This is a genomic window from Halomonas sp. A40-4 (assembly GCF_015767635.1).
GTDB classification, from domain to species: domain Bacteria; phylum Pseudomonadota; class Gammaproteobacteria; order Pseudomonadales; family Halomonadaceae; genus Vreelandella; species Vreelandella janggokensis.
Genome location: NZ_CP065230.1, coordinates 1,779,553 through 1,805,684 on the forward strand (window position 1 = coordinate 1,779,553; position 26,132 = coordinate 1,805,684).

Below are 26,132 nucleotides of genomic sequence, written 5' to 3' on the forward strand. Positions count from 1 at the left end.
TTAAGGGCGGTGATTGCGAGCGCTTCATTCGGTACACTAGACGTTTGTTTAATGCCAGCGGACGGCCCGATCATCGTCGCCCGGCAAACCGTGAAGAGTAATGACTATGTCGCATTTTTATCGTTTGGTGGTGTCCTGCCCGGACCAGGTGGGGATCGTCGCGAAGGTATCGAGTTTTATCGCGGACCAGGGAGGGTCGATTACCGAGGCCAGCCAGCATTCCGATCTGGAAACCGGGCGTTTTTTCATGCGCTACGAAATATTGGCGGATTCGCTGGGTATGTCGGCAGAGGTATTACGTTCAGCCTTCGAGCCGGTGGCGGAGCGGTTTGACATGGACTGGGCGCTGGTCGATACCCGGAAACGGCAGCGGGTTGTCCTGATGGTTTCGCGAGAATCCCATTGCCTTGTCGATTTGCTTTACCGCTGGCAGGTGGGTGAGCTGGACTGCGATATCGTGGGTGTGATTTCCAACCATGACGACATGCGTTCGTTAACGGAATGGTACGGAATACCATATCACCATGTGCCGGTGGATCCGGCAGACAAGACTGCGGCCTTTGAGCAGGTGCAGGCGCATATTGATGATGCCCGGGCCGACAGTATCGTGCTGGCTCGCTACATGCAGATATTACCGCCAGCGTTGTGTGAACGATATGCGGGGCAGGTCATTAATATCCACCACAGTTTTCTGCCGTCTTTTGCTGGCGCCAAACCCTATCACCAAGCCTACCAGCGTGGCGTCAAGTTGATAGGGGCTACCTGCCATTACGTGACTCAGGAGTTGGATGCAGGGCCCATCATCGAGCAGGACATTCACCGGGTCAGCCACTGTCATACGCCGACCGATCTGGTACGTTTTGGCCGCGATGTTGAAAAAGCCGTCCTCGCGCGCGGTCTTCGCTGGCATCTGGAAGACCGCGTGCTGGTGCATGGCAACAAGACCATCGTGTTCAGCTAGCCGAGCGCCTGGCCATTGCCACCGCGAATAACGCCGACCCCAACCCCTTCGATATCAAGTGGTTGGGTGCGTAGGTCGATATGGATAGGGTCGAAGTCGGGGTTTTCAGCGATCAGGGTGACGTGATTCCCGTCGCGTTTGAAACGCTTGACGGTGACTTCGTCTTCCAGCCGGGCGACGACAATCTGGCCATCCCGAACGCGCTGGGTGCGGTGGACGGCGAGAAGGTCGCCTTCGAGGATGCCGACGTTCTGCATCGACAGCCCGCGAACGCGCAACAGATAATCTGCTCTGGGCGTGAAGTAGTCGGCGGGCAGGGGGCAGTAGCGATCAATATGCTCAGCGGCCAGGATAGGGCTACCCGCCGCGACTTCGCCAATGATGGGCAGGCCATTGGCAGGGTCTGCGCCTGAGGCTGGCAGCACGTCTGGCGTTTCCTGGTGCTCCTGGTTGGGCAGGCGTATGCCGCGCGACGTATTGCGAATGATGCGAATGACGCCTTTACGCTCAAGTGCGCGTAAGTGTTCTTCTGCCGCATTGGGTGAACGGAACCCCAGTGCCTTGGCTATTTCAGCCCGGGTGGGCGGATAGCCGAGCTCAGCCATGGTCTTGACAATAAAGTCGAACACGTTTTGTTGACGAACAGTTAATGGCCGCGACATACCAGCCTCCAGATTGAATAAGTGAGCAAGACTGCGTTCCTGTTTACCTATCAGTATGTAGTCAACAGTCAGTATGTAGTTAACAGTATGTGGTTAAGTATACAGCATGTTCTCCTGTCCAGTATATAATGGGGGTAAGGCAGCTAACAAATTGATGTATATGAAGATGCAAAGCGGCGTTGGATAAGGGTTGGGTGTTCAGGTATACGTTGAGAGGTAACAAACGATAACGTAGTATCCTGGTTTGTTTAAAACATCCGTTTTTTATGGCCCGCTTTTTGGCCCGTCTTATGGAGAGCAGCATGGCTCAATCGGATACGGTGACCCGCATTCTGGATACTGCTGAAGTGCTTTTTGCAGAGCGCGGCTTTGCCGAAACCTCTTTACGCAACATCACCAGCAAGGCTCGGGTCAATCTTGCTGCGGTGAACTATCACTTCGGATCCAAGAAGGCGCTCATCCAGGCGGTGTTTGCTCGCTACCTGGATCCGTTTTCCCAACGTTTTCATGGCGCTCTGGACGAACTCGAAGCGCGCTACGAGGGTCGTGACATCCCCCTTGAAGTGCTCCTCGAAACCATGGCCACAACCGTGCTGACGGTGCCTGCCGAACGCAATAGCCTCAAAGTCTTCATGCGTTTGCTGGGGCTTGCGTACAGCCAGGCTCAGGGGCATTTACGACGCTACATCCAGCAGCAATACGGTGATGTGTTCAGCCGTTTCACCGAACTGGTTCGCCGTGCGACACCGGATCTGCCCGACGCTGAGCGCTTCTGGCGGCTACACTTTATGCTGGGTACCGTCATCTTTACGCTTTCGGGGCTGGATGCGCTGCGCGATATTGCCGAAAAGGATTACCATCAGCATGTCTCGGTCCGCGACCTGGTTCGCCGACTGCGGCCGGTAGTGGTGGCGGCGATGAACGCGCCATTACCTGATGAGAAGGACATTGAGCACCATGCAGACACCGTCGCTCATTGAAATGCCGCCCCGCGAGGGGCTATGGCTGGAAATCGCCGCCCAGTCGCAGAGCTTGCGCGTCTGGCAAGGCGATATGTGTCGCCATGAGTGTGAAATTTCTACCGGGCGCCAGGGCATGGGTAATCGGCAGGGCAGTGGTCAAACGCCGCTTGGCTGGCACTATATTCGTGCCGCCATTGGTACTGATGCCCCGGAAAACGCGGTCTTTAAAGGCCGCCGCTGGACGGGCGAAGTATTTGACGCCGAGCTGGCGGCGGCGTTTCCCGAGCGAGACTGGATTCTGACGCGCATTCTATGGCTGTGTGGCCTGGAACCGGGGATAAACCGCGGTGGTCAGGTCGACTCCCAGCGACGCTATATTTATCTGCACGGTACGCCGCCGAATGAGCCCATGGGTCAACCAGCCTCTCATGGATGCGTGCGGCTGCGTAATGCAGATCTTCTTTGGCTTTTCGAGCATGCTGGACCTGGAACGCCTGTCTGGTTACACGACAGCCGCTGATCGTTGGACTCCTCGCTAATCATCGTCTAGAGTTAGCGCCTTTTTTGGACACCCCGCTATGACACATCCTTTGGGCTCGGTCATGTTGGACCTTGAAGGGACAACTTTGACCACCGCAGAAAGGCAGTTGTTGAAATCGCCCTCGGTGGGTGGCGTCATCTTGTTTTCGCGCAATGTGGAAGATGCCCACCAGGTCAGAGACCTGTGCAGCGAGGTGCGTAAGCTACGCCCCAACGTGTTGCTGGCAGTGGATCAGGAAGGCGGTCGCGTTCAGCGTATCAAGCAAGGACTGACGCGCCTGCCACCAATGGCTCGGCTGGGTGAGTATTACCAGAAGGATCGTGCGGCGGCTCTGGGGCTTACCCAGGACACCGGTTGGCTCCTGGGCATGGAAATGGCCGCCTGCGGGTTGGATATCAGCTTTGCTCCGGTACTGGATATCGATAGCGGTCTCTCCAGCGTCATCGGCGACCGCAGTTTTGGCTCGGAGGCCACGCAAGTCAGTGAACTGGGTGGCGCGCTGGTAGCCGGGCTGCATGAAGCCGGTATGGCAGCGATCGGCAAGCATTTTCCCGGTCATGGCGGCGTAGCGGCAGACTCGCATCTCGCCTTGCCCGTCGATGACCGGCCTTTTGAGACGCTCAAGCAACACGACCTGGTGCCTTTCAGCACCCTGGCCAAGAAGCTTGATGGTGTCATGCCAGCCCACATTGTGTACTCGGCATTTGACAAGCGATCCGCCGGCTTTTCGCCCAGTTGGCTGGGGATGCTGCGTCAGTCGTTGGGGTTTAAAGGCTGTATCTTTTCCGACGATTTGAGCATGGCCGGCGCCCATAAGGTAGGAGGGCCGCGCGAACGCGCAGCGGCTGCTCTCGCTGCCGGCTGCGACATGTTGCTGGTATGCAATGACCGCGAGGCGGCGCTTGAGGTCGTTGCCGCCGTTCCAACTTCAGCGTCTGTCAGGCCCGGCAAGCTTCGCTACAAACGCGCACGTCCCGATTTGGACGCGCTATCCGCGCTTAGCCGCTGGCGGCGCACGCATGCCCAGTTAGAGGCCATGGCCGCTGATTCACGCAGCAGTTAACGATTGTTTTTACCAAGTAGACTGGAACTTCAATGGCAAAGCTAGACAAAGAAGCGCTCGCATCCCTCGACACCATGCGCGAGCTCATGGACAACGCGGACTGCTTGATTTCCCAGCAGCAGGTGGAGCAGGCGCTGGACCGTATGGCCGAGCAGATCAGTGCGGATCTGGGCGATAAACTACCGGTCTTCTATTGCGTCATGAATGGCGGCTTGATCACCACGGGCCATCTGTTGACCCGGTTGGGCTTTCCGCTTGAGGTCGACTACCTGCATGCCACACGCTACCGCAACGAGACCCGCGGTGGAGAGCTTTTCTGGCGGGTATCGCCGGAGATTCCCATGGCCGGTCGGCATGTCGTTATCGTCGACGACATTCTGGATGAAGGCACGACGCTATCTGCGATTCTGAACTATTGCCAGGAAGCGCAAGCCGCCAGCATTACCACGGCGGTGCTGGTCGATAAACGGCACGATCGCAAGGCAGTACCCGGATTGAAAGCCGACTACTGCAGCCTGGAAGTCGCCGATCGTTATGTCTTTGGCTTTGGTATGGATTACAAAGGCTATTGGCGCAATGCCCCGGGAATCTTTGCCCCCAAGGGCATGTGATCTGAGGCGGTTTAGCGGGGTGAAAAGCGCCGCGCCAACCCGGTTTCAGCAATCATGCGGGTGGATATCTCTTCCACGGAAAAGCGCGTGGCGTCGATAAAAGGAATGTGCAGGCGACGGTATAACGCTTCTGCCTGCTCGATCTCCTGCATGCATTGATCCATCGAACTGTAGCGGCTATTGGGCCTGCGTTCGTTGCGGATGGCGGCCAGACGCCTGGCGTCGATTGTCAGGCCAAACAGCTTGTGCCGGTGTTGAGCGAGCACCGGCGGCAGTTTCAGCATGCCGTCTTCGTCCAGGTCGTCTTCCGTTAGCGGATAGTTGGCGGCGCGAATGCCAAACTGCAAGGCCAGATAGAGCGACGTGGGGGTTTTGCCGCAGCGCGATACCCCGACCAGAATAATATCGGCTTTATCGTACTGATGAGTGCGTGCTCCGTCGTCATTATCCAGTGCGAAGTGCACCGAGTGGATGCGGTCCATATAGACATCGTCGCTGCCAATCGAATGCGTTCGTCCAACGCTGTAGGAAGAGTGCGTGGCGAGCTCCTGTTCGAGTGGCTCCAGAAAGGTGGAGAATATATCCACCTTGAAGCCTGCGGCCTTGCGAATCACATCGCGAATCTTCTGGTCGACGATGGTGTCGATAATGATCGGTCGTTGCCCGTCACGGACCGCCGTCGCGTCAATAATTTCGGCCAGGGCCTCGGCTTTATCCAGGGTGTCGATATAGGGCTTGGTTTGCATGTTGATATCGACATCGCTGAACTGCGCCAGTAGGCTCCTCCCCAGACTCTCTGCGGTAATGCCTGTCCCATCCGAAATAAAAAAAGCCGTGCGCTGCATGGTGTTTGCTCTCCTGAACGTTGCGCATATTGTGTGCCGGGATGACGCCTGGCACAACGGTGCTTGAGTCGCGACTACAACAATTGTTCAAAAATGCCGCCTGTTGTAAAAATCCTCCATGCCCTTCGCTATTAGACCAATGGCGAATACACCGGGGCGGTGCTAGGGTGACCGCATTCATCACTGGCGGTTGTCATGATCGCTGGCCTATTGAGCGAGGGGGTTGCGTGAACAATTACATTCTATGGTTCGATCAACTGGGTATGGCTGACGTCGAACGCGTGGGTGGTAAAAACGCTTCGCTTGGCGAAATGATCTCTAATTTATCCGGAGCGGGGGTCACGGTTCCCGGCGGCTTTGCCACGACGGCCCATGCCTACCGAGAATTTCTTGCCCACGAAGGCCTCAACGAGCGTATCAACCATACGCTGGCGCGGCTGGATGTTGATGATGTCAAAGCATTGGCCGAAGCCGGTAAAATGATACGCCAGTGGGTGATCGACACGCCGCTACCCCCGACGTTCGAAAGCGAATTACGTAGTGCCTATGAAAGCCTGCAGCAGCGTCACCCAGCGTTGAAGGTCGCGGTGCGTAGCTCGGCCACCGCGGAAGACTTGCCCGATGCTTCCTTTGCCGGCCAGCAGGAAACCTTTCTGAATATCGAAGGGTTCGACAATATCAAGCGTGCGGTCCATGAAGTCTTCGCTTCGCTGTTCAATGACCGGGCCATCTCTTACCGAGTTCATCGCGGCTATGCGCATGAAAATGTCGCGCTATCTGCGGGTGTGCAGAAAATGGTGCGCTCGGAAACGGGCGCGTCGGGTGTCATGTTCACGCTGGATACCGAGTCGGGCTTCCGCGATGCGGTCTTTGTGACAGCTTCCTGGGGGCTGGGTGAAACCGTCGTCCAGGGGGCGGTGAATCCTGATGAGTTCTATGTTCATAAGCCGACCCTGGCTGCGGGCCGACCTGCGGTGCTGCGCCGCAACCTGGGGTCCAAGCTGATCAAGATGGTCTATACCCAAGATGCCAGCGCCGGCAAGTCGGTCGAGACCATTGATGTGCCCCTGCAGGACCGTGGTCGTTTCTGCCTCAACGACAAGCAGGTCATGGCGCTGGCGAGTCAAGCGGTGACCATAGAACAGCATTACCAGCGGCCCATGGATATCGAATGGGCACTGGATGGGGACGATGGTGAGCTCTATATTGTGCAGGCGCGGCCGGAAACCGTTGTATCGCAGCAGGAAGGCGGCAAGCTGGAGCGTTTCCAGCTACGCGAGAAAGGCCGCACCCTGGTCACCGGTCGCGCTATCGGCCAACGCATCGGCCGCGGTACCGCCAAGGTGGTCATGACGCCCGATGACATGGACAAGATCCATGACGGCGATGTGCTGGTAACCGACATGACCGATCCCGACTGGGAGCCGATCATGAAGCGTGCTTCAGCCATCGTGACCAATCGCGGTGGCAGAACCTGCCACGCGGCGATCATTGCCCGTGAACTGGGCATCCCGGCTGTCGTTGGCTGTGGCGATGCCACCACACGATTGAATGAAGGCAGTGATGTTACTGTTTCCTGCGCTGAAGGTGATACCGGGCATGTGTATGAAGGCCTGCTGGATTTTGACTGCAAGGTCTCCAACGTTGACACCATGCCCGAGATTCCTTTCAAGATCATGATGAACGTGGGCAACCCGGATCGTGCCTTTGGGTTTGCCAGCCTTCCCCATGCCGGGGTAGGGCTCGCGCGGCTTGAGTTCATTATCAACCGCATGATTGGCGTTCATCCCAAGGCATTGCTGGAGTACGACACCCTGCCGTCCGACCTTCAGCAGGTGATCGACATGCGCACGGCCGGTTATACCGACCCGGTCAGCTTCTACGTCGATAAACTCGTTGAAGGCATTTCGACACTGGCCGCTGCTTATTATCCTCAGCGCGTTATCGTGCGGCTTTCGGATTTCAAATCAAACGAGTACGAGAACCTGATTGGCGGCAAGCTCTACGAGCCCGGCGAAGAGAATCCCATGCTGGGCTTCCGGGGGGCCTCGCGTTATGTCTCGGAGGCGTTCCGTCCGTGTTTCGAGCTGGAATGCCGGGCGCTCAAGCGTGTCCGCGAAGATATGGGACTCGACAACGTCGAGATCATGGTGCCCTTCGTGCGCACCACGGAAGAAGCCCGGGAAGTGGTCGAGCTGCTGGCGACCAACGGGCTGAAGCGCGGCGACCACGGCCTCAAGGTCATCATGATGTGTGAGCTGCCTGCCAATGCGTTGCTGGCCGACGAGTTTCTCGAGCATTTCGATGGTTTCTCGATTGGCTCCAACGACCTGACACAGCTCACCCTTGGGCTTGATCGCGACTCGGGTATCGTGGCGCATCTGTTTGACGAGCGTAACGAAGCCGTCAAAAAACTTCTTTCCATGGCGATTCAGGCCTGTAGAGCTAAGGGTAAGTATGTCGGCATCTGCGGTCAGGGGCCGTCCGACCATCCTGACTTTGCCAAGTGGTTGATGGAGCAGGGGATTGATTCGATATCGCTGAACCCGGACGCGGTGCTCGAGACCTGGTTCATGTTGGCAGGTGAAACCATCGCAGACTGATCGTTAGTGAGGTAGTTAGCAGGCTAGATGAAACACGCCCAGCCATTGTGCTGGGCGCTTGGGTTTAATAGGCTACGCTTTTATTTCGGTCTGTATACATTGGCGGAGTCGGTCGTGATGCCCTCTAAAAGAATGCGGTGGTTACTACCCAGTCTCTTGATAGTGCCTTTATATGGTTGGGGCTTTGACTATGCAATGCCCTCCATCTCGCCGGAAAGTGAGTCTGGTTACGAAGAAAAACCTGGCTGGTCTGCCGATTCCTTCGCGGTGGCGGCTGCCAATCCGCTGGCCACCGATGCGGGCTACCAGATATTGAAGGCCGGCGGAAACGCGGTCGACGCGGTCATTGCCGTCCAGATGGTGCTGGGACTGGTGGAGCCACAATCGAGTGGCCTTGGCGGCGGGGCGTTCTTGCTTTATTACGATGGTGATGACGTACGCGCCTACGATGGGCGTGAGACCGCACCCGCCGCTGTGGATGGTGGGCTCTTCATGCAGGATGGCGAGCCGTTGGCGTTCATGGATGCCGTGGCAAGCGGCCGATCGGTCGGTGTGCCGGGAACGCTGCGGCTAATGGAAAAAGTCCATGCGGCTCACGGCAGTCTGCCCTGGGAAGACCTTTTTGTGCCTGCGATGACGCTGGCAGAAGAAGGCTTTGCCGTCAGTGAGCGGCTTCATTTGAGCCTTGCCAATGACGATGCCTTGCGCAATAACGAACGGGCGCGGGACTTCTATTATGACGCTGAAGGCGAGCCCATTGCAGTGGGTGAAACCCTCAAAAACCCGGCCCTTGCGGCGATACTAAAGCGTATCGCCGAGGAAGGCAGCGCCGCGTTTTACCAGGGTGACGTTGCTCAGGATATTGTCGATCAGGTGGTTCAGCATCCGGCCCGGCCCGGCGCGATGACGCTGGATGACCTGGAAAGTTATGACGCCATTATCCGCGACCCTATCTGCACACCCTGGCAGCAATGGGACGTATGCGGTTTCCCGCCTCCCTCATCCGGCCACATCACTATCATGCAGATCCTTGGCATGCTCGATCAGCAGCCACTGCTTGAAGCCCCTTTGGATGACGGTGTCACCAGCAGCGGCTGGTTGCACCAGTTTTTGGAAGCCTCCCGGTTAGCGTTCGCCGATCGTAATTACTATATAGCCGATCCGGATTTCGTTGAGGCCCCCGGTGGTGATTGGTCGACAATGCTGGCGCCGGACTATCTCGCCAAGCGCAGCGCGCTGATCGGTCAAGAGAGCATGGGGGATAACGCCGAACACGGTCGGCCCGGCGATATTGAAACAAGTTGGGCGGCGCAGCCGACCCAGCCTGAATATGGCACCAGCCATATCAGCATCGTGGATGCTGAAGGCCGATCGGTTGCCATGACCACGACCATTGAGCAGGCATTTGGCTCACGCATCATGAGTGATGGGGGGACCGACTTGCCGGGCGGCTTTCTGCTCAACAATGAGCTGACCGATTTTGCCTTCGAGCCAGAGCAGAACGGTGAACCGGTGGCCAATCGAGTTGAACCCGGCAAGCGCCCGCGTTCCAGTATGAGCCCCACGCTTATCTTCGATCATGACAGCGGCGAGCTGGTCGGTAGCCTTGGGTCGCCCGGTGGTGCAGCGATCATTCATTACACCGCGCGTACGCTGATGGCACTGCGTGACTGGGGGATGAACGCGCAAACGGCGTTGAACCTGCCCCACGCCGTCACCCTGGGCGACGATGTATGGGTTGAGAAAGGGCGTTTTCCTGATGCCACTATCGATGCTTTGAGAGAGCGAGGTCATGACATCAGCGAGCGCGAGCTGACCAGCGGCCTTCAGGCCATCATGCGCCTGGAAGATGGCACGCTGTTTGGCGGCGCTGATCCCCGCCGAGAAGGTGTGGTGATGGGCGATTAAGTTTAACGTCGCAGCCAATTGCGCAGTTTCACCAACATCAATGCCCCGTCGCTCAGTGAGCGACGGTCGTTGCGCAGAGCGACCAGTCGTTTTGGGTAGTCGGTAATGATCGCGTCCACGCCCAGGTCGATGAGCGTGGACATTCGGTCCCGGCTGTTGACCGTCCAGGCATGCACTTCATAACCATAGAACCTCGCCAGCTTTATTTCCTGTGTGCTAATACGATTATGGCGAAGGCCCAGGGCATCAAAGGCTCCGCGATCCAGCGTGCCCGGCAAAATTAGCTGAGCGATGAGCGTGACCTTGAGTTCTGGCGCTTGCTGTTTGATGAATGGCAGCAAGCCGGGGGACATGGTGGCCATACGCATGCTGTGCATGGCATTCGGGTAGCCGCACTGGACGTAGGCCGCGATTGGGCTATCAGCCGATGCCCAGCATTGATAGCGGGCATCGGTCTCTTTTTGCAGCTCTCTCAAGACGGCACCGCTAAGCGCCTGACCCTGGCCGGGCAGGGGCTTTATTTCGATCATCAAGTCGGCTCGCCCACGTACCAGCGCAAGCGCGTCGTCGAGTCCTGGAATGGGCTCCCCCTCATACACATCGCCAAACCAGCTGCCAACGTCATAGCGCTCGAGTTCCTCGCGCGTCAAGTCCCCGAATTCCTGCTGGTCGCCTGTCAGGCGAGCCATATTGCGATCATGATACAGCATGACCTCCTGGTCGGCTGTCAGGCGGACGTCGATTTCGATGGCGTCGGCGCCGTCCACGATCGCCTGATCCAATGCCGCCAGGGTATTTTCCGGCGCTGCCATTGAGCTGCCGCGATGGGCAATGATCGCCACATCATCGCGAATTTCGAAACTTGTCAGTATCCACCAGGCCTGAAGGCCTGCAAAGGCCAATACGATGAGCTCCACGGCCCAGGCAAAGCGCCCCGGGTGGGCATCGTTAGGCGGCGCCGGGCGCGCTTCTCGATGGGCCAACTGAAGGTACAGGCAGGCCGACAAAAGAGCATTCACGGCAATGCCCAGAAAGGTAATCGCCAGCGTGATCAGCACATAGCCGGTCAAATAGCCCAGCATGGCCGGCACCAGGACAGCCGTATGCTCGGGTAACCACCACAATAGCGGCGTAAATAAATGATCAAACAAAAGGGTGGTCGCAATCGGCAGCGCGATAATCAGTACCAGAACCAATATGACGGCAATGCCAATCGAGCGATGCCAGCTTCGCGTGAGAACGACGCTGCGGCGAAGCGCCTGCCACGGCGAGTATTCATCCAGGGCGACCAGGGGGAGCGCCAGTAACCAGCGTAAATAAAGCCTGGCGGCCAGGACCGTCCATAAAAGTAACAATGGGGTTGCGCTGGCGAGGAAGTACCACAAGACGGGGGGCTTGATGCGCTGAAGATAATAGGGATCGATACCGCTCAGCCATATGTCATACAGCCAGGTCAGGGCGAGCATGAAAGGGGCGAGCAATATCAAGTGGCTACCTACCTGCAAGACGACCAAGCCCGTCAGCGCAGGTAACCGCCGACTGCTTAGCCAGAGCGCTTCAAACGCAAGTCGATAGTGATTGTCACGCGGCCTTGAAGCTACCTGAAGCATGCCGGCCTGCTGCCAATAAATCACTACAAAGAACAGCCCGATACCGACCAGCATGCCCAATAGCCCCAGAGGGCTGAATACGAGCGAGACCAGGTCGTTATTGGTCACTACGCTACGCCGCAACTGGGCGAGCAGGGCACGCATGACCCAGGCGATGGCGGGTAATAGAAGGGCTGACGCGAGCAGGGTGAAAAATAAGTGAAACGCAATCAGCGGACGTAGATGATCGCGTAACGTGCGGGCAAGGGCATAGCCAAGCTGATTCAAAGGCTGCATGGACACAAAAAGGTAATGAAAAGAGGCTTCAGGGTGGCAGTAAGCGCCACCCCAGGCAAGTCACACTTGATCAAGCGGAAGTTCGCGATCGGCGATCAGGATGCCGTTATTGTCAGCGTAAAGCCAATTGCCCGACGTGATGGTGGCGCTTGCGAAGCTTATGGTGACATCGCGCTGTCCTTCTCCACGTTTTTCGCTTTTACGCGGATGGCACCCAAGTGCCTGTACGCCCAGAGGCAGCGTAGCGAGGATGTCCACGTCGCGAACACAACCGTATATCACGACGCCAGCCCACCCATTCTCGACCGCTTGTTCGGCCAGCAGGTCGCCGAGCATGGCACATCGTGGGGAGCCTCCGGCATCGACGACAAGGATGGCCCCGTCGCCTGGTTCAGCGACGGCTTGCTTGACGAGAGAATTATCTTCAAAGCATTTGATGGTCCGGACGGGGCCGTAAAAGGCATCAACGCCGCCAAAGTTGGCAAAGGTGGGTTCCAGTACCTGAACGTCTGGAAAGGCATCGCATATATCGGGGGTAATGATTGTCAGCATGGCGAATCCTGTCATTGGTCTCTGGTAATCGTAAGAAAAAACGCCCCGCCCTGTAGAACAGTGGCGGGGCGTTCGTTCATCGGCTCAAAAGAGCACAGTGCTCTTTTGCGATGTTGCGAGCATCGGCGATGGAGCGGTAGCGTTGAAGCTTACGCTTCTTGAGCCACCGGAATCACGTTTGAGGCAATCTTCTGATACTCCTCAATTTCGTGAAAGTTCATGTAACGATAGATCTCGCTTGCCATGGCGTCAAACTCTCCCATGTAACGGCGATACTCGTCGACCGTGGGCAGGCGACCCTCAACGGCGGCCACTGCCGCCAGCTCTGCTGACGCAAGATAGACGTTCGCGCCATCGCCAAGACGGTTGGGGAAGTTCCGCGTGGAGGTCGATACGACGGTACTTTTCGCAGCGACGCGCGCCTGATTACCCATGCAAAGCGAGCAGCCGGGCATTTCCATGCGCGCACCGGCGCGACCATAGATGCCGTAGTAGCCTTCTTCGGTAAGCTGGTGCTGATCCATCTTGGTCGGAGGCGCTAACCACAGGCGGGTCTTGAGGCTGCCTGCGGGCTGTTTCTCGAGCAGCTTGCCGGCAGCGCGGAAATGACCGATGTTGGTCATGCACGAACCGATAAAAACCTCGTCGATTTTCGTGCCGGCAACGTCAGAAAGTAGACGGGCATCGTCGGGGTCATTCGGTGCACAAAGTACCGGCTCTTTGATATCGTCGAGGTCGATTTCGATAACTTCGGCGTATTCGGCATCCTTGTCGGCACGCATCAATTTCGGATCGGCAAGCCAGGCTTCCATTCCTTCGATACGACGGCTGATGGTGCGCTCATCGCCGTAGCCATTGGCGATCATCCACTTGAGCAAGGTGATGTTCGACTTGAGGTACTCGGTCACGCTCTCGTCGGAAAGCGTGATGGTACAGCCGGCTGCCGAACGCTCGGCAGAGGCGTCGGAAAGCTCGAAAGCTTGCTCGACGGTCAGGTCTTCAAGACCTTCGATTTCCAGGACACGGCCCGAGAAAGCGTTCTTCTTGCCGGATTTTTCCACCGTCAGTAGCCCCTGCTTGATGGCATACAGCGGAATAGCGTGAACCAGATCGCGCAAGGTGACGCCAGGCTGGCGCTTGCCTTTAAAGCGCACGAGCACGGATTCCGGCATGTCCAGCGGCATGACGCCCGTGGCGGCGGCAAACGCGACCAGCCCTGAGCCTGCCGGGAAGGAAATGCCCAGCGGGAAACGGGTATGCGAATCACCGCCTGTGCCTACCGTGTCCGGCAGCAGCATGCGGTTGAGCCAGCTGTGAATAATGCCGTCGCCGGGGCGCAGCGAAACGCCGCCGCGGTTCATGATGAAGTCGGGCAGGGTATGGTGGGTGTCCACGTCGACCGGCTTCGGGTAAGCGGCGGTATGGCAGAACGACTGCATGACCAGATCGGCCTGAAAGCCCAGGCACGCCAGGTCTTTTAGTTCATCGCGGGTCATGGGGCCGGTCGTGTCCTGAGACCCCACCGTGGTCATCTTGGGCTCGCAGTACATGCCAGGGCGAACGCCGTCCATGCCGCAGGCCTTGCCGACCATTTTCTGGGCCAGGGTAAAGCCTTTACCTGTGTCGTTGGGTTGCTCGGGCAGGCGGAATACATCTGAAGGTGCAAGACCCAGGGATTCCCGAGCTTTGCCGGTCAAACCCCGACCGATGATCAGCGGGATACGCCCACCCGCACGAACTTCGTCGAGAATCAACTGTGTCTTGAGCTCGAAGGTTGTCAGTACGTCGTCAGTCCCATGCTTGCAGACCTTGCCTTCATAGGGGTAGACATCGATGACGTCACCCATGGATAGCTTTTCAACATCCATTTCTACCGGCAGGGCGCCAGAATCTTCCATGGTGTTGAAGAAGATGGGAGCAATTTTGCTGCCAAAACAGAACCCGCCTGCGCGCTTGTTGGGCACATGCGGGATGTCATCGCCGAAGAACCACAGTACTGAGTTGGTGGCTGATTTGCGCGAAGACCCGGTGCCGACGACATCACCCACGTAAGCGACAGGGAAGCCTTTGGCTTTTACATCTTCGATCTGCTTTAGGGGACCGGTCTTGCCCGGCTCCACGGGATCGATGCCATCACGCTCGTTCTTGAGCATGGCATTGGCATGCAAGGGAATATCCGGACGCGACCAGGCATCCGGTGCCGGCGACAGGTCGTCGGTGTTGGTCTCGCCAGGTACCTTGAAGACGCTCAGTGTGATCTTTTCTTCAAGCGCCGGCTTGGAGAGGAACCACTCGGCGTCGGCCCATGACTGGATAACGTCCTTGGCGACACTATTACCTGCCTTGGCACGTTGCTCAACGTCATGGAAGGCATCGAACATCAGTAAGGTATGCTTAAGCTGTTCGCCGACTTCACGGGCTAGTTCTTCGTTGTCGAGCAGCTCGACCAGCGACACGATGTTATAGCCGCCCTGCATGGTGCCTAGCAGTTTGACGGCATGTACTTTATCGATGAGGGGCGATGTCGCTTCGCCTTTGGCGATGGCCGTTAAGAAACCGGCTTTTACGTAAGCCGCTTCGTCAACACCCGGGGGAACGCGGTTGGTAATCAGGTCGAGAATAAATTCTTCTTCGCCAGCCGGGGGCGTTTTCAGCAGCTCGATTAGAGCGGCGGTTTGCTCGGCATTCAGGGGCTTGGCGGGGATGCCCTCTGCAGCGCGTTCCTCGACATGTTGGCGGTAAGCTTCAAGCACGTTTGGGGCCCTCTCATCTGCTTTAATGGTGGCGACGGCACGTGGGCTATGCGCTTCACGATGCCATCGGACACCGACATACGCTTGACAAACAGCGTTGGTTGGATGCCAGTAATTCTACGTGAAACTGTCGACAATGTTAAGGTGAGTCCGCTGCCATGGCGTTGTACTTTGTGATGATGAGCCTGTTCAAAAGTGTGAAACACGCTGGGACCAAACGTTCTGACATGCTTTACTAGCAAAAAAGCACTCGCTATCGACAGAGGTTTCATAAAGTGTGATTCTCGTAACGCCGCGTTACCTCGCCTGGGCTGATAGCCTGCCTCAGGCTGAGCAGTTGGCCGTGATGGCATATTCGAATTACCCAAGGCGTTATGATTGTTGTACAATTATGTGATAGCTATTTAGTGATGGTGTTATGTCGATACAAGTAATTCCTGACAAAGCGGGTCATTCGATTGATGCGAACGACTTGTTGCCTGACAGCTTGAATGACTTTCTGGGATGTACAACACCAGATGCCTGGCTGACCTGGGCCCTGGAGAATCCCGAAATTCTTCTGATTGACCACGCTCAGTGTGAGAAGAAGGCTGCCTCCACGGCGATGAGCCTATTGTATCGCTATGTGGATCAACCGCTGCTACTGAGCAAGATGTCGCAACTTGCCCGTGAAGAACTGCTGCATTTTGAGCAGGTCGTGACCCTTATGGAAAGCCGGGGGGTAACGTATCGGCACTTGACCGCTTCACGCTATGCGGAAGGGTTGCGCCGACATGTCCGTCCTCAGGACCCTGAGCGGTTGATAGATGTGCTGATTATTGGCGCCCTCATCGAGGCCAGAAGCTGCGAACGCTTTGCTTGCTTGATTCCTTACCTTGATGAAGAACTGGCGAAATTCTACCGCACCCTTGTCAAGTCTGAAGGCCGACATTTCGAAGATTATCTTTTGCTTGCCCGGCAGCAAACCGACCACTCGATCGACGAGCGGATCGCGTTCTTTGTTGCTCTTGAAGCAGAGCTGATCATTTCGCCGGATACAGCTTTTCGTTTTCATAGCGGCGTGCCAGCGTAAGATGCCGTTCGTCCAGACAGGATGTTTACCATGCGCGATGCTCAAAAGTATGACCAACTGACCCTGTTCGGTCATTTTGCCCTGTCTCAGGGTGATGATGTGCTGACGCACTTTAGCTACGATAAAGTGAAAGCGTTGCTTGTCTACTTGCTGCTGCATCGACAACCTGTCAACCGCGCTGCGCTGGCAGAACTGCTGTGGCCAGATCAGGGCCTTTCATCAGGCCGCACCAACCTTCGACACGCGCTGCATTGCCTACGTCAATCATTGGGCGAAGATGCAGAACAAGTGCTCAATGTGTCGCGCCAGACCATTGCCTTTCAGCTGCCGCCCAATTGGCAGGTCGATCTGCATGAGCTGCAAACGCTACTTGAAGGGCCGCGGGATCTTGCCACTCTGGATGAGGTGCTGTCTTGCTACCAGGGCGATTTGATCGAGGAATTGCAGCTCGCCAACTGTAGTGAGTTCCAACGCTGGCTGGTGCAGGCGCGCAACGAATGGCGTCAGCGGGTTATCCGTTTTGCTGAACAGGTGCTTGATAATCATCAGGAAGTACCTGACGGCCTTCTGGAAACGCTGGTCAGCCGGTTTTCCGGTTACGGTCCTTTTCATGAACGGTTGGTTAAACAGCTTGCCGAACAAAAGCAGATGGCGGCAGCTCACGAGCAATACAACAGCTATTTGCAGCTGCTTGCCCTGTCAGGCCAGCAGCCCGAGCCTAGCTTTTTACAGCTGGCGAGCTATTGGTCCGATGGTCACCATGACGCCCGCGTCATGTCTCCCCAAGGCGCCTTTTCGCGAGCGCTTGCTACCGACAGCCAGCCTTTGCGCGAAGATGAAATTGAGCTTCGTCAACTCTCGGTAATGGCCATTCGATTGCGCCTCCAGGGGGACTGGCAGGATCGCGCCGCGACGCGTAACTGCCTTGCACTTCAACTGGAGTTGCTGCGGTGGCTTGAGCAGCAATGCCATCATTTGGGTGGTTTCTGGTTGCCTGGCGCTACTGGCGGCCTGGGGCTTGCCTGTTTTGGTACCCATGGCCCTGCCCATCAGTTGGCTGAACTGGTCGCGCTTTATGAGCATTGCCGTCAGACGCTCCCTCAAGAGTCGGCCAGGCACTGGACGGGTGAAGGTGAGCCGCCACGGTTTGAGTTGGCAGCAGGGCTGCACAGCGGGCGTGTCGTTTATTTGCCTGAACGCCAACTGGCTGACCCGTTGGGCCAGGTGACGCAAATATCCCTCGAGTTGATGAGCGCGGCAGAAGGCAGCGAACTGGTCATCTCGCAGGAGTCGAGCCAGCACATGCCACCGGCGCTCGACCTTCAGCCCCGGCTGGTCTCGCGAGTAATGTCGAGCGATGGTCGTGTGCGCCAGCGCGCGTTGGTGCTGGGCCAGAATGAAGGTGGTCCTGATGCACTGCCGCCGAGCCTGGTAGGGCGCGAAACCTCGTTAAGAACGCTGAGGGATGCCCTTGCCCGAGCCGGTATCGGGCTTCGCCAAAGTGTGCTGGTACGTGGTGCGTCGGGCATGGGTAAATCGGCCTTGATGGTAGGTTTTCGTCAGCTTGAGATCAGTCGCGACGCTGCTATTTGCTGGCAGCCCACCACGCGACTTTCGGTGCTGGAGCCCTATGGCGTCGCCCGCACGCTTCTATCATGGTACCTGGGAGGGGCGCCGGATCAGGATGCACTGTGCGCTCTGCAAGCCGACCTGGCTTTCAATGCGTTAAGCGATGAGCAGCAATGTCTGCTCGAAGAAGCCCTCGGCGTGCGTAGCGTGCAGGAAGTGTCACAGCTGACGCAAAACGGTGAAGCGGTTGAACTGGTGGTAATGCTGTTACACCGCTTGATCGAACGTCAGTCGGCGACCCATACGCTCGTTCTGATGGTGGATGACCTGCAGTGGCTCGACGAACCATCGTTCAAGGTACTGTCAGGCCTTCAGGCGCGGTTGCCCATCAATACGGCCTTTATGCTGGTGGCCAGTCACCATGGTCGTGAACCTCTGCCCGTCAAGCTGCACTGGGATCAGCAAATCACGCTGGGCCGGCTGGATGGACTGGAGTCCTCGCGACTGTTATCGCAACTCTCGCGTCGTTATCGTATTCACCTAAGCCCGCGATTGCGTAATCAGATTATCGAGCGCTGCGACGGTGTTCCACTGTATTTGCAGGAAATTTGCCGACGCCTGGACATGGATCGCCGAGAAGGGCGAAGCGTTCAGTTTGACGAGTTGCCCAAGGGGTTGCTTGGGCTGTTGGCCAGCCGAATCGACCAGTTGGAAGCGGATCGTGAAATTGCCCATATTGCCGCGGTGCTGGGAAAACGGTTCCGGCTTGACTTCCTCAGCGAGTGCAGTGGCTATGACACAGCGCGTCTGCAGCAGGCGCTGGATCATATGCGCCAGCTCGAAATCATTGAGCCGGTGGACAACGGCTCAAGCGAACATGAATTCCAGTTCAGCCACCAGCTGCTTCAGGAAGCGGCCTACCTTTCCTGCCCCCGCGATGTCCGCGTCACGCTTCACCAGCAGGTGGTTAGCCTTATAGAAGAGCGCTTCCCGATGTGGATCAGCCGCCACCCTGGTGACTTTGCCACCCACCTCCGGCGAAGCGGGCACTACGCACGCGGCGCACGTTATTTTGAGCTTGCTGCCCGGGAGGCACTAAAAGTAAGTGCCAATCGTACCGCCTTACGCATGGCGGATTTTGGCCTGGCTAGCCTGCGCCACGTAGAGCATGAGATAGAGCGCGAGGTGAGTCTGTTAACGGTGCGGGGGCAGGCTGCTTTTGCGCTTGAAGGCCATGGTTCTCCCACCGCCCACGAAAGTTTCGTTCGTGCCCGTGAATTATTGCGCCACTCAGGTGCGGATGCGCTGGAAGATCCTGAAGACCTGGAACAAATCTTTCTGGTCAAATGGGGGCTCTGGGTAGGGCGCAGCCAGCGCTACGCCCACGCCGATGCCTTCGCGTTGGCATCTACCCTGGCTGATATAGCTGCTCGGCTCGAGGACCCTCGTTACCAGCGGCTGGCTGACTATGCGCGTGCGCACTGTGAATACTGGGCAGGGCGTGTGCAGCAGGCCAACGACCATCTGAATGAAATCGACCCGCTCAACTCACCGATGATGATCGAATGGCTGCCGTTCTCTGACCATCCACAGGTGACTGCGGCGTGCTTCCAGGGTTGGGCGCTATGCCTTTGTGGTGATTACCAGCGTGCTGAAAGACAGGTTTCCGCGGCGATACGGCTGGCGGAGAAGCTGGGTCACCCCGGTACGCTTGCCATGGCGCTATTGTTTGCCGCCTCACTCTATCGCCAGCTTGGCCATGTGCATTTAGCAGCGCGTCATGCGGAAAAAGCAGCGGCAATGACCGCTACGCCGGATTTACAGTTATGGCAAATTACTGCCCAGGGAATTCTCGGCTGGCAGCGCGCGCTGGCGGGCGATCACGGAGGGCTGACTCAACTGCGCGATAGCCTGGATCAAATGGCAGAGCTTAATGGGCGTGATCGCTTCAAACGTCCTGTGCTTTGGTACTCGGATGCCTGTATCGCCCTGGGAGAACTGAGTGCCGCAGAAGATTACCTGGATCAGTGCCTGGTGATTGCCAAGGAGAGGTCCACGCTGTTTCTACCTGAGCTTGCCACCCAACTTGCCCGGGTTCGTATCATGCTCGATCACCCTGCCAATGAAGTGCGCGCCTTGGCCGAGATGGCGATTTCACAGGCGCGGGAGCACGGTAATCGCCATCAGGAGTTGGCAGCATTGGAGTTATGGTTGACGCGGATCGCCCCCGACGACGAAGCGGCGCGGGATGCCTTCCATCGTCTGTTAAGCGACGTTAGCCATAGTGACGCGCCGGTTCTGGTCCGTTGGGTAAGCCTGGTGGATCATCGTCTGGCATACCCCGAGCGACTGGAGAGTTAGCAGCCTGCCGGACTTAACACTGATCTACTGCGAATCCGTGCTTCTCGCGACGATCGGCCAAGCCCGACAGGCTGCTAGGTGTTATCTTCCAGCCATGTCAGGGTGATCAGTGCTTCTTCCCGCTGCCGTCCGCAAACGGCAGTGTCAAATTGAAACTGCTCGCATACGGCAGGTCGGCGGGGATCCCCGAACAGGCGGCATAAATTGTGCTCGTCCAGTTGGGCGCAGCGCACGCCTGCCGGTTTGCCTTCAGGCATGCCTGGAATGGCTGAACTGATCGACGGCGCAATACAGCATGCCCCACAGCCTGCCCGGCACCCATCACTCATGGGGTTGCCTTTGCCATCGCGCCTTTATTAACTCCCTCAAACGCATGTACCGTTGTGGTTTCAAGGGTTTGGGCGGCGAGCTGTTCGGCTAACCAACGAGCGATGTTTTCCACCGTGGTGGGAGTTGCCAGGACAGCGCAGCGTTCACCGGGCAGTGTGAGGCTGAAGGTTCCCTGATCTGCTTGATAGCGGCACGTCAGTGTCTGCTTATCGAGCGCGATAATGTCATTTTCTTCTACCAGATAGCGATTATCGAGCCAGGCCGCCCACTGTTGTTCAAGTTCATGCTGACGGGTTCCCCGTTGCCAGATATGCAGGCGTGAGCGATGGCCATGGGCGATTCGCTGGCAGTTGCCATTATGCAGCTTCAGGCCATGACTGTACCCATAGGCCGCACCTTCAATGGCTTCATCGCTGAGGCTTAGCTGAATCCGTGTGACGTTTTCCGGTCGCTGATCAGTGAGTGTCTGGCTTAAATTGGCGGCGACTGTGTCGCGCTCAATGGTGGCAACGGGAAGCAGGGTAAAAGCTTGTTTCGGCCCTTTTACTTCCATGGCATAAGGCGTTGTGGTGCGCACACACAAGCCTTCCTCGCAGGGGCTGACCGTGATCCCGGAAGCTTCGATAGGAACCAGAAGCGTATGGTCCAGGCCGCTATCGAGGTGCTGCTTGATCCATGGCTTGACCTCGCCAAAATCGAGCAGCATGCCGTCTTTGCCAAGCTCGCCTTCAAGCACCGCGTCTACTTGCCAACTGACGCCCTTGAGGCCCTCTTCAGGGCACCACAGCGACGCATCGATATGGGTGAGTTGATTAACAAATAAAGACATCAGTCAAAGCCTGCGATTTTGTGCGTCTGAAGCGATAAACGCCATTGCGGGTTGGCCAAACAATAGGCGGTGGTGCGCGCGACAGTATCGTCGTTGGCGTCTAAGGGGGAAAGGTCCATCGGCTGAAGAAAAAAGTGTCGGAAGTCGAGCTGTGCAAATGCCTCGGGCGGTGCTTCGGTCTGGGGATAGACCAACTTGAGTTCGTCGCCCTGATCAATGACCAGCGGGTTCTTGCCCTTGGGACTCACGCACAGCCAGTCAATGCCGGCGGGAGGCGTGAGTGTACCATTGGTTTCAACCGCTACTTCAAAACCCACGCTGTGTAGAGTGGCAATCAGTGCCGGGTCAAGCTGCAGCAGCGGCTCGCCACCCGTAAACACCACGTAAGGGACGGCAGTACCTGCGTCACTGGGCCACAGTGCGCTGATGTGCTCGGCTAGGGCGGCAGGCGTTGCAAAGCGGCCTCCGCCCTGGCCATCGGTGCCGACAAAATCGGTATCGCAGAAGGTACACCGGGCTGTGGCTCGGTCCCGTTCACGACCGCTCCATAGGTTGCAGCCGCTGAAACGACAAAAGACGCTGGCCCGGCCGGCCTGAGCCCCTTCGCCTTGCAGCGTGTAGAAGGCTTCTTTCACCTGATACATCAGCGTACCTCCGGGTGTGGGGCATAGGGGTGTGGGGCATAGGGGAGTGGGTCGGTCACGCCATTTGCTGCAAACGCGGCCAATCGTTCGCGACAGCTTCCGCAGCGCCCACAGGCCAGCTCGCCTCCTTCATAGCAGGTCCAGGTGTATCGGTAGTCGAGCCCCATGGCCAGGCCTTGCTGAAGAATGTCGGCTTTGCTGGCATGCAGGTAGGGAGCATGGACCTTTACAGGGGAGAAATTGGCAATTCGTGCGACCTGATCCATGGCCTCCACAAAAGCCGGACGACAGTCGGGATAAAGGACGTGGTCACCGCCATGGGCACCGTAGTCAACCCGTTCTGCGCCGATGTTGACGGCGTTCGCAATGGCCAAGGATAACAATATCATGTTGCGGTTAGGGACGACGGTCGCCGCCATGTTGTCGGCGTCGTAATCACCTTGCGGCATTACCTGGTCGGTGTTGGTCAATGCTGAGTTATCAATCAGCGAATGAATCGCCCGGATATCCACGACCTGATGGGGAATACTCAGGTGTTGGCATACCTGGCGGGCAGCATCGAGTTCACGGGCGTGGCGCTGGCCGTAATGAAATGACAGCGCATGAACGTGATAACCTTCATTTAGCGCCCGGTGGAGAAGGGTGAACGAATCCATGCCGCCGGAATAAATTACCACGGCGGTGGCCCCATGCGGGGTTTGGGAAGTTGACATGATAAGCACTCTTATGCCGGAGAATTTATTGATCGTAGCGTGAAAAAAGCCGCTACTGCGTTCCGGGGTCCGGTCCGGAAGGTCGCAAGTGTACGCAATTGAGGTGTTTCTGGCTAGCGCAAGCATGCTCACAACATGGGCTGAAAGTGCTACGCTAGGGGCTTCATTCAAGGGGTTTTATATGGCCACTATCGAACACAGCGCCATCGTCAGGGCAGCGCCCGAACGGGTATTCGCGCTGTTAAGGCGCGTTGAGGACTTTGCCGATTATTCGGACCTGATCAGCGATATCGAACCGCTTGGCGACGAACGCTATCGGTGGCATGTTCGCGCACTCAGCATGGACTGGACATTTGACGTAGTGATTACCGAGGTTAAATCGCCGGATGTGCTCGCCTGGGAGTCGGTCAATGGGGTCAAAAACCAGGGACGCTATCATTTGCGTGAGGTGCCGGAAGGCACAGAAGTGGCGCTGACGTTGAGCTATGAAATAGGTAACCGTTTCATGGCAAAAGCCGTGAACAAGGCGGCAACGCCACTGGTGGGCAAAGTGAGTCGGCAAATTCTCGAGCGGGTAGAAGCGCGTTTGCAGGCATGAGTGTCATAGGGATTGAGTAGCGCCATTTGCCGGTGCTATGCAGGACGCTCAGGGATGCCCTGCATTGACAGGCTGATTTACGCTGGTTTATGCATGGAGGCATCGAGATGGTCGACGACTTCCGCCCAATCAGCATCTTCCTCGACGGCTTCCTTGAGGAACTCTGCCTGCCCTTCATTCCAGCAGGGCGCGTCGGCCAGCGGCATTGTATCGGGAAGGGGCGCGTGGCGTTGAATAAATCGCTCAATCGAGGCCGCATCCGATGCAAGGCCCAACTGTTCGAACAGCTCGCTAAAATAATGAACCGGCTTTTCCATAAACGTTATTCCTGTTAATCGCTGGGTGTGGTTTCACTCACTCTAGCGTTAAACGCAGTGATTGCCAGGCGCATATTTAACGCTCTCTGGTTAACGTTCGCCAACCAGAGAGCTCAGGAAGCGATGACGCCGATCCTCTTCCGGTATCGGCTGGGCTAGCAAATGCACAAGCTTGCCAAAAACGGCTTCAGGCGTCATGTCGTCGCCGGATAACACGCCAGCGTCGAGAAGCCCTTTGCCGGCAGCGTACGCTCCCAGCTGCACACTGCCTTGAGGGCACTGACTGATGGCGACGAGCATTTTGCCTTCGCCGGTAGCCTTGGCAAGGGTGGCTAGAAGCGATGGGTCATCGGGCAGATTGCCTGCACCCCAGAGCTGAAGGATGCCTCCTTTAACGCGCGGATCGCCCAACCAGGACGCGAGCTGCCAGGCGGTGATGCCCGGCCAGAGTACTAATCGAACAATGGCACCATTGCTTACCGAGGTGTAATCGGGCAGCTCGAACCGCGGGGCGCCACGTTGCTGATCAGCCAAACCACGGCCGGGGTAATGGACAACATGGTCTCCTATACGCTCGCCGAGTAGCGGATAGTTGGGGCTGGTAAACGCATCCACGGCTTCACTGTGTTGCTTGGTGGCGCGAACTCCGCGAAGTAACTGTCCGTGGAAGTAAATCGCCACTTCTTTCACGTGAGGTTGTTCAGCACAGCGTAGCGCCCAATATAAGTTTTCTAGGGCATCGCTGCCGGGCGCTTCAAGCGGTTGCATGGAGCCGGTGAGAATGACCGGTCGGTCGATCCCTTGCAATTGATAGGCGAGACTGGCTGCTGTCCAACTTAGTGTATCGGTGCCGTGAATGACCACAAATCCCTGATAATCTCTCTGACGCTCGGCGATATCATGGGCAAGCTGTGACCAGTTTTTAGGCGTGGCGGAGCTCGAGTCGATCAACTGCGGATAACTTAACACCTCAAAACTTGGCAAGGCCTGCTGCTGAAGAAGGGGCAGTTGGCGAAACGCTGTTGCCAGCCGTGCTTCAATATTGCCCGACGGGGTTAACCCTTGGTCGCCTGAGCACATGCCGAGAGTGCCGCCAGTATAAATAATCAGCAGGCGAGGGTGGGCCATCAGGGTGTCTCCTTATGTAAGCGACCTTTGTGTACGACAAGCTGCCCGGAGCTATCGTCGAGGCAGCGTTGGCGCCCGGCAAGCATCGCAAAGCCGCTGCACACTAGCAGCAGAGCAATCAGCAACCAGGCGATTTGGGCAACGCTGGCACCGTGTTGCAGCAATAAGCCCACCCCGAATGGGCCAAGTGCGGCGATGGTATAGCCGCCGCCTTGTACCAGCCCGGACAGCTGGCCGGAGAGTTGGGCATTTGCCGTGCGCAATACCAGCAGGCTGAGTGCCAGGCTGAAGCTTCCTCCCTGGCCCAAACCGAGAAGCACGGCGCCGGGCCATTGCCATGATAATGGGGCAATCAGCAACATCGATAGCCCGGAGGCGGTGCACAGCAAGACGCTGAGCAATGCCGGGCGCTGATCACGTCCCAGGCGTGCAAGCCAAGGGGCACTGAGTGCTGAGGCAAGCTGGCAAAGAATGGAAATGGCCATGGTCCACCCGGCGGAGGCTTCATCATATCCTCGATATACTAACAGTGTAGGCAGCCATCCAAAGACGATGTAGGCCATCGATGACTGAATGCCCATGAAGAGCATGACGAACCAGGTGAGCGGTTGACCGAGAAGCTTGAGTGCACCGGCTTGCGGGAGTGAGGCAAGTGAGGAGGTGGTTGGCGTTCTGGGCATGTAAATGACCCATAAAACCAGCGCTGCCAGGGCAAGTAGCGCCCAGCTCATCAAACTGGCTTGCCAACTGCCAAGATAGTGGGTTAGAGGCACGCTTAGCCCTGCGCCGAGTGCACCGCCCAGGCACAGCGCCATGGTATAGAGGCCGGTGAGGAGATCAGCACTTTGGGGCAACTGGCGTTTGACCAATGCGGGAAGCAGGGTGCCCGCCAGCCCTATGGCCGCACCGGAAAGCGCTGATCCCAGAAAAAGAACACCGGGGAAGGGCAAACCACGTATTATCAGGCCCGTCATAAGGAGGCCCAGGGCAGTACTCAACGCGCGCTCGCTTCCGATACGCTGGGCAAGCATCGGGGCGAGCGGTGCGGCAAGCCCCAGAAAAAGTACAGGCAGTGTGGTCAGTACGCCCGCCGAGGCAGCCGATAGTCCAGCGACCTCCTGCAGCCGGTTGAGTAATGGCGCGACCGATGACATCGCAGGGCGAAGGTTAAGCCCTACGATGACCATGAGTGCAATAAATACGGAGTGGCGTGCCCTCATAAAT

The 26,132-nt window shown here is 57.3% G+C and carries 22 protein-coding genes; 10 read left to right on the forward strand and 12 right to left on the reverse strand.

Annotation, left to right across the window (positions count from 1 at the left end):
- The first annotated feature begins 106 nt into the window (after positions 1-106).
- The gene (gene purU / locus IT895_RS08380) at positions 107-961 is read left to right on the forward strand and encodes a formyltetrahydrofolate deformylase (RefSeq protein WP_199285255.1); all 855 of its coding nucleotides are present in this window, start codon (positions 107-109) and stop codon (positions 959-961) included.
- Here purU and lexA read toward each other — a convergent pair.
- Positions 958-1,623, reverse strand: a complete 666-nt coding sequence (gene lexA, locus IT895_RS08385; protein ID WP_085919351.1) for a transcriptional repressor LexA — start codon at positions 1,621-1,623, stop codon at positions 958-960. The genes purU and lexA overlap by 4 nt on opposite strands.
- Before the next feature lie 302 nt (positions 1,624-1,925).
- Here lexA and IT895_RS08390 point away from each other — a divergent pair, with 302 nt between their 5' ends.
- Genes IT895_RS08390 through IT895_RS08405 form a run of 4 tightly spaced genes read left to right on the forward strand, consistent with a single transcriptional unit; the run spans position 1,926 to position 4,800 of the window.
- Positions 1,926-2,603, forward strand: a complete 678-nt coding sequence (locus IT895_RS08390) for a TetR/AcrR family transcriptional regulator (RefSeq protein ID WP_085919352.1) — start codon at positions 1,926-1,928, stop codon at positions 2,601-2,603.
- Positions 2,581-3,105: a L,D-transpeptidase gene (locus tag IT895_RS08395; protein ID WP_085919353.1), complete on the forward strand. Its 525-nt coding sequence runs from the start codon at positions 2,581-2,583 to the stop codon at positions 3,103-3,105. Before IT895_RS08390 ends, IT895_RS08395 begins: the two co-directional genes overlap by 23 nt.
- Before the next feature lie 58 nt (positions 3,106-3,163).
- Positions 3,164-4,189, forward strand: a complete 1,026-nt coding sequence (gene nagZ, locus IT895_RS08400; protein WP_199285256.1) for a beta-N-acetylhexosaminidase — start codon at positions 3,164-3,166, stop codon at positions 4,187-4,189.
- Between the two features lie 32 nt (positions 4,190-4,221).
- Entirely contained in the window at positions 4,222-4,800 is a 579-nt protein-coding gene (locus tag IT895_RS08405) for a hypoxanthine-guanine phosphoribosyltransferase (RefSeq protein ID WP_085919355.1), read from the forward strand.
- 11 nt (positions 4,801-4,811) lie between these two features.
- On the opposite strand, the gene ppsR is transcribed toward IT895_RS08405, so the two are convergent.
- Positions 4,812-5,645, reverse strand: coding sequence for a posphoenolpyruvate synthetase regulatory kinase/phosphorylase PpsR (gene ppsR / locus IT895_RS08410; protein WP_085919356.1), 834 nt, complete (start codon positions 5,643-5,645; stop codon positions 4,812-4,814).
- A 227-nt stretch (positions 5,646-5,872) separates the two neighbouring features.
- On the opposite strand from ppsR, the gene ppsA reads away from it, so the two are divergent.
- Both ppsA and ggt read left to right on the forward strand, forming a co-directional pair.
- A complete protein-coding gene (gene ppsA / locus IT895_RS08415; RefSeq protein WP_199285257.1) occupies positions 5,873-8,248 on the forward strand; it encodes a phosphoenolpyruvate synthase in 2,376 nt (791 codons plus the stop codon).
- 195 nt (positions 8,249-8,443) lie between these two features.
- Complete coding sequence (gene ggt, locus IT895_RS08420; RefSeq protein ID WP_422823625.1) at positions 8,444-10,156, forward strand: gamma-glutamyltransferase; 1,713 nt, start codon at positions 8,444-8,446, stop codon at positions 10,154-10,156.
- Positions 10,157-10,158: 2 nt separating this feature from the next.
- Here the strand turns inward: ggt and IT895_RS08425 are convergent, their stop codons facing one another.
- The 3 genes from IT895_RS08425 to acnB all read right to left on the reverse strand — a co-directional run bounded on the left by IT895_RS08425 (position 10,159) and on the right by acnB (position 15,347).
- The gene (locus IT895_RS08425) at positions 10,159-12,042 is read right to left on the reverse strand and encodes a glycerophosphodiester phosphodiesterase family protein (RefSeq protein WP_199285258.1); all 1,884 of its coding nucleotides are present in this window, start codon (positions 12,040-12,042) and stop codon (positions 10,159-10,161) included.
- Positions 12,043-12,102: 60 nt separating this feature from the next.
- Positions 12,103-12,594, reverse strand: a complete 492-nt coding sequence (gene rraA / locus IT895_RS08430; protein WP_199285259.1) for a ribonuclease E activity regulator RraA — start codon at positions 12,592-12,594, stop codon at positions 12,103-12,105.
- Between the two features lie 149 nt (positions 12,595-12,743).
- Positions 12,744-15,347: a bifunctional aconitate hydratase 2/2-methylisocitrate dehydratase gene (gene acnB / locus IT895_RS08435; protein WP_085919360.1), complete on the reverse strand. Its 2,604-nt coding sequence runs from the start codon at positions 15,345-15,347 to the stop codon at positions 12,744-12,746.
- A 418-nt stretch (positions 15,348-15,765) separates the two neighbouring features.
- Here acnB and IT895_RS08440 point away from each other — a divergent pair, with 418 nt between their 5' ends.
- Positions 15,766-16,419 (forward strand): tRNA-(ms[2]io[6]A)-hydroxylase, encoded by a 654-nt coding sequence (locus tag IT895_RS08440; protein WP_199285260.1) that lies wholly within the window; start codon positions 15,766-15,768, stop codon positions 16,417-16,419.
- Positions 16,420-16,449: 30 nt separating this feature from the next.
- On the forward strand, positions 16,450-20,349 hold the full coding sequence (locus IT895_RS08445) for an AAA family ATPase (RefSeq protein WP_199285261.1): 3,900 nt from the start codon (positions 16,450-16,452) through the stop codon (positions 20,347-20,349).
- Between the two features lie 74 nt (positions 20,350-20,423).
- Here the strand turns inward: IT895_RS08445 and IT895_RS08450 are convergent, their stop codons facing one another.
- From IT895_RS08450 to queC, 4 genes are read right to left on the reverse strand one after another with little or no spacing between them, the layout of a single operon-like run.
- On the reverse strand, positions 20,424-20,678 hold the full coding sequence (locus IT895_RS08450; RefSeq protein WP_085919363.1) for a YkgJ family cysteine cluster protein: 255 nt from the start codon (positions 20,676-20,678) through the stop codon (positions 20,424-20,426).
- Entirely contained in the window at positions 20,675-21,508 is an 834-nt protein-coding gene (locus IT895_RS08455; protein ID WP_199285262.1) for a 6-carboxytetrahydropterin synthase, read from the reverse strand. Before IT895_RS08455 ends, IT895_RS08450 begins: the two co-directional genes overlap by 4 nt.
- Entirely contained in the window at positions 21,508-22,152 is a 645-nt protein-coding gene (queE, locus tag IT895_RS08460) for a 7-carboxy-7-deazaguanine synthase (protein ID WP_199285263.1), read from the reverse strand. The genes IT895_RS08455 and queE overlap by 1 nt, the downstream gene beginning before the upstream one ends.
- Complete coding sequence (gene queC, locus IT895_RS08465) at positions 22,152-22,865, reverse strand: 7-cyano-7-deazaguanine synthase QueC (protein WP_085919366.1); 714 nt, start codon at positions 22,863-22,865, stop codon at positions 22,152-22,154. Before queC ends, queE begins: the two co-directional genes overlap by 1 nt.
- Before the next feature lie 181 nt (positions 22,866-23,046).
- Between queC and IT895_RS08470 the strand changes: the two genes are divergently transcribed.
- Positions 23,047-23,463 (forward strand): SRPBCC family protein, encoded by a 417-nt coding sequence (locus IT895_RS08470; RefSeq protein ID WP_085919367.1) that lies wholly within the window; start codon positions 23,047-23,049, stop codon positions 23,461-23,463.
- Positions 23,464-23,540: 77 nt separating this feature from the next.
- Here the strand turns inward: IT895_RS08470 and IT895_RS08475 are convergent, their stop codons facing one another.
- The 3 genes from IT895_RS08475 to IT895_RS08485 form a co-directional block, all read right to left on the reverse strand.
- Complete coding sequence (locus IT895_RS08475; protein WP_085919368.1) at positions 23,541-23,780, reverse strand: DUF2789 domain-containing protein; 240 nt, start codon at positions 23,778-23,780, stop codon at positions 23,541-23,543.
- A 90-nt stretch (positions 23,781-23,870) separates the two neighbouring features.
- Positions 23,871-24,908 (reverse strand): asparaginase, encoded by a 1,038-nt coding sequence (locus IT895_RS08480; protein WP_199285264.1) that lies wholly within the window; start codon positions 24,906-24,908, stop codon positions 23,871-23,873.
- A complete protein-coding gene (locus IT895_RS08485; RefSeq protein WP_199285265.1) occupies positions 24,908-26,128 on the reverse strand; it encodes an MFS transporter in 1,221 nt (406 codons plus the stop codon). The genes IT895_RS08480 and IT895_RS08485 overlap by 1 nt, the downstream gene beginning before the upstream one ends.
- Between the last annotated feature and the right edge of the window lie 4 nt (positions 26,129-26,132).

What these genes read in the sequence shown, in the direction of transcription:
- purU (WP_199285255.1), top strand. Translation starts at nt 107, where the DNA reads ATGTCGCATTTTTATCGTTTGGTGGTGTCCTGCCCGGACCAGGTGGGG.
- lexA (WP_085919351.1), bottom strand. Translation starts at nt 1,623, where the DNA reads ATGTCGCGGCCATTAACTGTTCGTCAACAAAACGTGTTCGACTTTATT.
- IT895_RS08390 (WP_085919352.1), top strand. Translation starts at nt 1,926, where the DNA reads ATGGCTCAATCGGATACGGTGACCCGCATTCTGGATACTGCTGAAGTG.
- IT895_RS08395 (WP_085919353.1), top strand. Translation starts at nt 2,581, where the DNA reads ATGCAGACACCGTCGCTCATTGAAATGCCGCCCCGCGAGGGGCTATGG.
- nagZ (WP_199285256.1), top strand. Translation starts at nt 3,164, where the DNA reads ATGACACATCCTTTGGGCTCGGTCATGTTGGACCTTGAAGGGACAACT.
- IT895_RS08405 (WP_085919355.1), top strand. Translation starts at nt 4,222, where the DNA reads ATGGCAAAGCTAGACAAAGAAGCGCTCGCATCCCTCGACACCATGCGC.
- ppsR (WP_085919356.1), bottom strand. Translation starts at nt 5,645, where the DNA reads ATGCAGCGCACGGCTTTTTTTATTTCGGATGGGACAGGCATTACCGCA.
- ggt (WP_422823625.1), top strand. Translation starts at nt 8,444, where the DNA reads ATGCCCTCCATCTCGCCGGAAAGTGAGTCTGGTTACGAAGAAAAACCT.
- IT895_RS08425 (WP_199285258.1), bottom strand. Translation starts at nt 12,042, where the DNA reads ATGCAGCCTTTGAATCAGCTTGGCTATGCCCTTGCCCGCACGTTACGC.
- rraA (WP_199285259.1), bottom strand. Translation starts at nt 12,594, where the DNA reads ATGCTGACAATCATTACCCCCGATATATGCGATGCCTTTCCAGACGTT.
- IT895_RS08440 (WP_199285260.1), top strand. Translation starts at nt 15,766, where the DNA reads ATGTCGATACAAGTAATTCCTGACAAAGCGGGTCATTCGATTGATGCG.
- IT895_RS08445 (WP_199285261.1), top strand. Translation starts at nt 16,450, where the DNA reads ATGCGCGATGCTCAAAAGTATGACCAACTGACCCTGTTCGGTCATTTT.
- IT895_RS08450 (WP_085919363.1), bottom strand. Translation starts at nt 20,678, where the DNA reads ATGAGTGATGGGTGCCGGGCAGGCTGTGGGGCATGCTGTATTGCGCCG.
- IT895_RS08455 (WP_199285262.1), bottom strand. Translation starts at nt 21,508, where the DNA reads ATGTCTTTATTTGTTAATCAACTCACCCATATCGATGCGTCGCTGTGG.
- queE (WP_199285263.1), bottom strand. Translation starts at nt 22,152, where the DNA reads ATGTATCAGGTGAAAGAAGCCTTCTACACGCTGCAAGGCGAAGGGGCT.
- queC (WP_085919366.1), bottom strand. Translation starts at nt 22,865, where the DNA reads ATGTCAACTTCCCAAACCCCGCATGGGGCCACCGCCGTGGTAATTTAT.
- IT895_RS08470 (WP_085919367.1), top strand. Translation starts at nt 23,047, where the DNA reads ATGGCCACTATCGAACACAGCGCCATCGTCAGGGCAGCGCCCGAACGG.
- IT895_RS08475 (WP_085919368.1), bottom strand. Translation starts at nt 23,780, where the DNA reads ATGGAAAAGCCGGTTCATTATTTTAGCGAGCTGTTCGAACAGTTGGGC.
- IT895_RS08480 (WP_199285264.1), bottom strand. Translation starts at nt 24,908, where the DNA reads ATGGCCCACCCTCGCCTGCTGATTATTTATACTGGCGGCACTCTCGGC.
- IT895_RS08485 (WP_199285265.1), bottom strand. Translation starts at nt 26,128, where the DNA reads ATGAGGGCACGCCACTCCGTATTTATTGCACTCATGGTCATCGTAGGG.